We start from the raw sequence: 6,620 nt of genomic DNA, 5'->3' as shown, positions 1-6,620 counted from the left end.
GACCATAGAGCGTTGGAACCACCTGATCCCATCCCGAACTCAGCAGTGAAACGATGCATCGCCGATGGTAGTGTGGGGTTTCCCCATGTGAGAGTAGGTCATCGTCAAGATTAAATTCCGAAACCCCAATTGCGAAAGCAGTTGGGGTTTTGTTTTTGCGCTCGAAAAAAGAGCCGAGCCAGCCAAGGTCAATTGTGAAAAAAATCACACGAACCAGGCTCCACGCTTTTGGTATGGTGCAGCTCATTTTTAATGGACTGAGTTTGCGCCCACGGATCGGCGTTCTTTTCAAAGAGTTGCTGTACAAGTGCCTGAACCGATACCGATCAAGGACCATGAAAAAGAAACACGCCTGGTCAACAAGAGACTCATGGCCTGCGCCCTGTTCGTTGCCGCCATTACCTGTGCGCTGGTGGTACGTCTGTATGTCCTGCAGGTAGTCGAGTTCGACTATCACTCCACCATCTCCGAAAACAACCGCGTCCACGTCCTGCCGATTACACCTACCCGCGGATTGATCTATGACCGCAACGGCGTACTCCTTGCGGACAACCGTCCTAGTTTCAACCTGACCATCACCCGCGAACTCGCCACCGATGTTAAAAGCGAGCTGGACGAAGTGGTCAATCTCCTGCACTTGCCCGCCGAAGACCGCTCGCAGTTCGACAAGGCGATGAAGCAGGCGCGTCACCCCTTCGTACCCGTGACATTGTTCTATGAGCTGAGCGAAGAACAGATAGCCGTACTCGCCGTCAACGAGTTCCGCTTGCCGGGTCTCGATGTCGAGCCACAGTTCGTTCGGCACTATCCGTTGGGCGCGCACTTCGCTCATTCGGTCGGCTACGTCGGGCGTATCAACGAAAAAGAGTCAAAGGCTCTGGATACGGTCGAGTACCGAGGCACCCAATCGATCGGCAAGACCGGCATCGAAAAGTTCTACGAGGCGCAACTGCACGGCCATGTCGGTTATGAGGAGGTCGAAACCAATGCTCAGGGACGTGTGCTGCGGGTGCTCAAGCACACTGACCCGGTGCCGGGCGAGAACATTGTCCTTAGCCTCGACGTCAAGCTTCAGGAGGCCGCCGAACAAGCCCTGGGTGATCGTCGAGGCTCGGTAGTCGCGCTGGACCCGTCGACCGGTGAAGTGCTGGCGATGGTCAGCAATCCGAGTTTTGATCCGAATCTGTTCGTCACCGGCATCAGCTCCAAGGAATACTCAACGCTGCGTGACTCCATCGACCGACCGCTGTTCAACCGTGTGCTGCGCGGCCTGTACGCGCCGGGTTCGACCATCAAGCCGGAAGTGGCGATCGCCGGCCTCGATACCGGTGTCGTCACGCCACAGACTCGTGTGTTCGACCCCGGTTACTACCAACTGCCGGATTTCGATCACAAGTACCGCAACTGGAACCACAGCGGCGATGGTTGGGTGGATATGGATGCGGCGATCATGCGTTCCAACGACACCTACTTCTATGACCTGGCACATAAGCTGGGGATCGACCGCCTGCACGACTACATGGCCATGTTCGGACTCGGTGAGAAAGTCTCCCTGGACATGAACGAAGAAGCCTCCGGCCTGATGCCATCCCAGGCCTGGAAGCGCGCCACCCGTCGTCAGGCCTGGTTTCCGGGCGAGACGGTGATTCTCGGCATCGGCCAGGGCTACATGCAGGTCACGCCGCTGCAATTGGCCCAGGCTACGGCGCTGATTGCCAACAAAGGCGTGTGGAATCGCCCGCACCTGGCCAAAACGGTGGATGGCGTCGCGCCGGTGGATGAGCATCCCGTGCCGAACATCCTGCTCAAGGATCCGCGCGACTGGGAGCAGGTCAATCATGGCATGCAGATGGTGATGCATGATGCCCGCGGGATTGCCCGGGCCGCAGCGGCAGGGGCGCAGTATCGTATTGCCGGCAAGAGTGGTACCGCGCAGGTCGTGGCGATCAAGCAGGGCGAACGTTACAACCGCGAGAAAACCCGCGAGCGTAACCGCGACAATGCCTTGTTCGTCGGTTTCGCCCCGGCCGAGCACCCAAAAATCGTGATCTCGGTGATGATCGAAAACGGCGAGGCGGGCGGTCGTGTCGCCGGACCGGTCGTACGGCAGATCATGGACGCCTGGCTACTCGATCAGGACGGGCACCTGAAGCCGCAGTACGCCGCGCCGAGCAAGGCGCCGGGCGATTCCCACGTCTGAATCAGCAGGGCTTCACAGCACAGGCTCACGGATGCTGAGCATGTGCTGGAAGCTCTCGAGGAACACCGTTTCGGCCTGGCTCATCTTCTGTTCGCGATTCCACAACAGCTGGATATCGAAATCCACCACCCCGTCTTCCGGTGGCAAGCGCCAGAGCAGGCCTTGCTCGACATCCCGGTGCACCAAATGCGTGGGCAAGGCGCCAATGCCGTAACCTGCACAGATCAGGCGGTAAATTTCTTCGAAACTGGTGGATGATGCGACGATCTTACCGGTGAAACCTTGCTGGTCGCGGAACAGCGTCAAGGGTGAAAGATTGCCGCCCAATTGATCGCTGGTGAAGCTGACGAAATTTTCCGCAGCGAGCTGCTCCAGGGTCAGGTTCTCTTGCCCGAACAACCGATGCCGCTGACCGCAAAAGTAAGCGTAGGTCTCGCGAAACAGCACCCGTTGTTCCAGCCGTGGCTGTGGCAAACGGCACAATCCGACGCCGATCGTCGCAGTCTTTTGCAGCAGCGAGCTGATGATGTTCGAACTGCCCATCACCTCGACTTCCAGCTCGATTTTCGGGTGGGTTTCATGGAAGTCAGCGAGGAAATCATCGTAATGCCGAGCCTGAACACCGCTGACGGTGAGAATACGAATCTTGCCCACCAAGTCGTCATGACGGCTCTCCACCACTGTCCCCAGGCGTGAAATATCACCGTAGATATCCGCCGCTATGCGCAGGACTTCTTCCCCGGTTTCCGTCAGTTCAAAGCGTCGCCCACTGCGGGCAATCAACACACATTCCAGTTGTTCTTCCAGGCGTTTCAGCGCCTGGCTGACGGCCGACTGGGTGATGTGCAGTCGCGCGGCGGCACGACTCATGCTGCCCTCCTGGCCGATGACCAGATAGGTGCGCAGCAGGTTCCAGTCGAGGCGGTCATTGAGAAAGCGCCGGCCGACCCAAGGGTTGGAAGTGGAGGGCATAAAACCTCATGCAGTAGCAGCGCTAATAGTAAAGATAAGAATTTGAAAATTGACTAATCCTGGCACGGAAGCGATAAAGCCCACAAGCGCCACAGAGCGCAACCGTCACCCTCAACACCTGCCCAAAACTATAAGTACACAGGGTCCTTGTATGCACACTACCGCCCAACCGCGCCGAGCCGCGGCCGCTGCCTTCATTGGCACGACCATCGAGTTCTACGACTTCTACATCTACGCCACCGCGGCGGCATTGGTGCTCGGGCAAGTATTCTTCCCCAGCAGCGACCCGGTCATGAGTACCCTCGCCGCGTTCGGCAGTTTCGCTGTCGGCTTCATTGCCCGTCCCATGGCCGGCATGGTGTTCGGTCATCTGGGCGATCGTCTCGGGCGCAAGAAAATGCTGCTGGTGACCATGGCCCTGATGGGCATCGCCACCGCCGGGATTGGCCTGTTGCCGAGTTATGCCAGCGCCGGTATCTGGGCACCCATCGGGCTGATCGTCCTGCGTGTGATCCAGGGCATCTCGGTCGGTGGCGAGTGGGGTGGGGCGGTGCTGATGGCCAGCGAGCATGCGCCGGCCAAGCGCAAGACGTTCTATGCCTCGTTCGCCCAACTCGGCAGCCCGGCCGGATTGTTGCTGGCCCTGATCGCTTTCCGTCTGGTGACGTCCCTTGAGCCAGAGGAGTTCCTCGCTTGGGGTTGGCGCCTGCCGTTCCTCGCCAGCGGCGTGTTGATGATGGTCGGCCTGTTGATCCGTTCCGGGGTTCACGAGTCGCCGGAATTCGCCAAGGTCCAGGACAATAACGAAACCGCCAAGTATCCGGTGATGGAGGTGATCCGCACCTGCTGGCGGCAGATCCTGTTCGCCGCCGCGGCGGTGACCATCGGCTCGGCCGGGTTCTTCTTCACCAATACTTTCATGATTACCTACGTCACCCAATACCAGGGCATTGCCCGGTCGACGATTCTCGATTGCCTGTTTCTGGTGACCGTCATCCAGTTGCTCTCGCAACCGGTCTCGGCGCTGCTGGCTGAACGCATTGGCGAAGCGCGTTTTCTCAAGATGGTCGCGCTGCTGTGCATGGTCACCCCGTATCCGATGTTCCTGTTGGTCGGCACGCAGAACATTCTGTTGATGACCCTCGGCATCGCCTTGGCCGTGGTGATTCTCTCGGCGCTGTACGCGGTGATCGCCGGCTACATGACCCAGGCCTTTCCGGTGCACCTGCGCTACTCGGGCATTTCCATCGCTTATCAACTGGCTTGCGCCGTGGCCGGGGGCACCACGCCGCTGATCGGCACCCTGCTGGCCAGCAAGTTTTCCGGACAATGGTTGCCCCTGGCGGTGTTCTTCACCTTGCTCTCGGCCCTGTCCCTGATCGGTGTTTGCGGCCTGGCCCGCCTGCGCGCCAACCCGGTCGTCACCCACGCTGCTAAAGAGGTGTATTCGTGAGTAAACCTGCACACATCGACCCGGTTGAATGGCAAGCCCGTTGTGAACTGGCGGCACTGTATCGACTGGTTGCGCACTTTCGCATGACCGACCTGATCGACACCCACATCACCCTGCGAATTCCGGGACCTGAACACCACTTCCTGATCAATCGCTACGGGGTGATCTTTGACCGTATGCGCGCCTCGGACCTGGTGCGCATCGATCAGGAAGGGCGGGTGGTCGATCCAGAGTACGCAGGCCATCGGGTCAACGCAGCAGGCTTCGTGATTCACTCGGCGATCCACATGGCGCGCCCGGACTTGAACTGCGTGATCCACACCCACACCGCGGCCGGCATGGCGGTTGCGGCACAGAAGCAAGGCTTGCTGCCGATCAGCCAGCACGCGCTGAAGTTCTACGGCAAGCTGGCCTATCACACCTACGAGGGCATCGCGCTGTCGCTGGATGAGCGCGAGCGCCTGATTGCCGACCTCGGTCCGCACCGGGCGATGATCCTGCGCAATCACGGCCTGCTGGTTGGTGGTTCGGGGGTTGCCCAGGCGTTCCAGGAAATCCACTTCCTGGAGCGCGCCTGTCAGGCCCAGGTGCAGGCCCTGGCCGGTGGTTCGGCATTGCATTACCCGTCACCGCAAGTGTGCGCGCACACTGCCGAGCAGTTTGACCGTGATGAGCAGGACAATATCATCGACCTGGCCTGGGAGGCCGCCCTGACCCTGATCGAATCCCAGCGCGAGTCCTATCTGTCATGAACACTGTGGTTCTGTTGTCCCGCGACACCTTGCTGCTCAAGCAATTGCAGGCCGCGTTTGCCCGCAGCGCGCCGCAGCTCACTGCCGTGCTGGCCGACGATTCCCGGGCAGCCGATGCGCAGATGGCGGCGTGCTGGTTTCCGTTGCCGGGCAGTCTCGGCGAGTTGCCGAACCTGCAGGTGATTCACTCCGTGGCCGCCGGCATCGATCACCTCGATCACGACCCGTCGTGTCCGGATCTACCGATCTGCCGCGTGGTCGACCCGGGCCATCGCCAGGGCATGACCGAGTACGTGCGTTGGGCGGTGATTCACTATCATCGTGGTTTCGACCAAGTGCTGTCGCAGCAACCGAAACAGCACTGGGAGCGGCCGCTGCAACGGGCGGCGGGGCAGTTCAAGGTTGGTGTGATGGGGCTCGGCTCGCTGGGCAGCGCAATTGCCCTGGATCTGGTCGCGGCGGGCTATGACGTGCGCGGCTGGGCGCGGCGCAGCAAGGACTTGCCGGGTGTGCGCACGTTCGCCGGAGCGGAGGCGTTGAACCCGTTTCTCGACGGCGTCGAGTTGCTGATCAACCTGCTACCGCTGACCAGTGAAACCCGCGGCATCCTCGGCCGTGCCACTTTCGGACAGCTCGCCAACGGTGCGGCACTGGTCAACTGTGGGCGCGGCGCTCATTTGAATATCGATGACCTCGAACGGGCCTTGGCGAAAGGGCAATTACGCGGTGCCTTGCTGGATGTCTTCGAGCAGGAACCGCTACCGGCCGATCACCGGCTGTGGACGATGCCCGGCGTCACCATCACCCCGCACATGGCCTCGGCGGCTTCCCATGACTGTATTGCCGAACAAGTAGCGGAGAACTTCCGTCGATTGAATACCGGCGAACCGTTATTGAACTGTGCCGACCGATTACTGGGTTATTAAGCCAACCGCTATCCCGTTAAAAATGGATCTTCACGCAATCCCGGAAAACACTGATTACGCAATATCTGTAGGAGCTGGCTTGCCAGCGATGGTCGTTAACGATAACGCGTGTAAGCCGGATAAACGCGGCGCACTGGAGTCCATCGCCGGCAAGCCGGCTCCTACAGGGTTTGGAGCTCACGCGGTCTCGTGTAATTGGATGGACTCGCCCAAGCCGAGGCGTCAATGCGCCACGGTGGCAGTCTAAACAGCCAACGACAGCGAGGGCGAGTCCATGAAAAATCATAGTTCGTTTGATCAATCCGTGTCTTCTTCCG

Annotated in this window: 5 protein-coding genes and 1 rRNA gene; 5 read left to right on the top strand and 1 reads right to left on the bottom strand. The window is 59.9% G+C overall.

Annotated elements, in window-relative coordinates:
- Together rrf and mrdA are read left to right on the top strand one after the other, a co-directional pair.
- Positions 1-110: ribosomal RNA gene (gene rrf / locus KGA88_RS00100) — 5S ribosomal RNA — on the top strand; the annotation flags it as partial.
- Positions 111-307: 197 nt separating this feature from the next.
- Positions 308-2,200, top strand: coding sequence for a penicillin-binding protein 2 (gene mrdA / locus KGA88_RS00095; protein ID WP_110661556.1), 1,893 nt, complete (start codon positions 308-310; stop codon positions 2,198-2,200).
- A gap of 12 nt (positions 2,201-2,212) precedes the next feature.
- Here mrdA and KGA88_RS00090 read toward each other — a convergent pair whose 3' ends face one another.
- Positions 2,213-3,172, bottom strand: a complete 960-nt coding sequence (locus tag KGA88_RS00090; RefSeq protein WP_110661558.1) for a LysR family transcriptional regulator — start codon at positions 3,170-3,172, stop codon at positions 2,213-2,215.
- A 151-nt stretch (positions 3,173-3,323) separates the two neighbouring features.
- Here KGA88_RS00090 and KGA88_RS00085 point away from each other — a divergent pair, with 151 nt between their 5' ends.
- From KGA88_RS00085 to KGA88_RS00075, 3 genes are read left to right on the top strand one after another with little or no spacing between them, the layout of a single operon-like run.
- Positions 3,324-4,625 carry an MFS transporter gene (locus tag KGA88_RS00085; RefSeq protein WP_110661560.1) on the top strand — a complete coding sequence of 434 codons (1,302 nt, stop codon included), beginning with the start codon at positions 3,324-3,326 and terminating at the stop codon, positions 4,623-4,625.
- Complete coding sequence (locus KGA88_RS00080; RefSeq protein WP_110661562.1) at positions 4,622-5,377, top strand: class II aldolase/adducin family protein; 756 nt, start codon at positions 4,622-4,624, stop codon at positions 5,375-5,377. The genes KGA88_RS00085 and KGA88_RS00080 overlap by 4 nt, the downstream gene beginning before the upstream one ends.
- Entirely contained in the window at positions 5,374-6,303 is a 930-nt protein-coding gene (locus tag KGA88_RS00075; protein WP_223588099.1) for a 2-hydroxyacid dehydrogenase, read from the top strand. The genes KGA88_RS00080 and KGA88_RS00075 overlap by 4 nt, the downstream gene beginning before the upstream one ends.
- Positions 6,304-6,620: the final 317 nt, after the last annotated feature.

This window comes from Pseudomonas sp. A-R-19, assembly GCF_019956575.1.
In the GTDB taxonomy this organism is placed as follows: Bacteria; Pseudomonadota; Gammaproteobacteria; order Pseudomonadales; family Pseudomonadaceae; genus Aquipseudomonas.
This window is presented reverse-complemented; position numbering and strand designations above follow the sequence as displayed.

Bases quoted from the DNA above. Each gene is read 5' to 3' on its own strand.
- KGA88_RS00090 (WP_110661558.1), bottom strand. From the start codon at position 3,172: ATGCCCTCCACTTCCAACCCTTGGGTCGGCCGGCGCTTTCTCAATGAC.
- KGA88_RS00085 (WP_110661560.1), top strand. From the start codon at position 3,324: ATGCACACTACCGCCCAACCGCGCCGAGCCGCGGCCGCTGCCTTCATT.
- KGA88_RS00075 (WP_223588099.1), top strand. From the start codon at position 5,374: ATGAACACTGTGGTTCTGTTGTCCCGCGACACCTTGCTGCTCAAGCAA.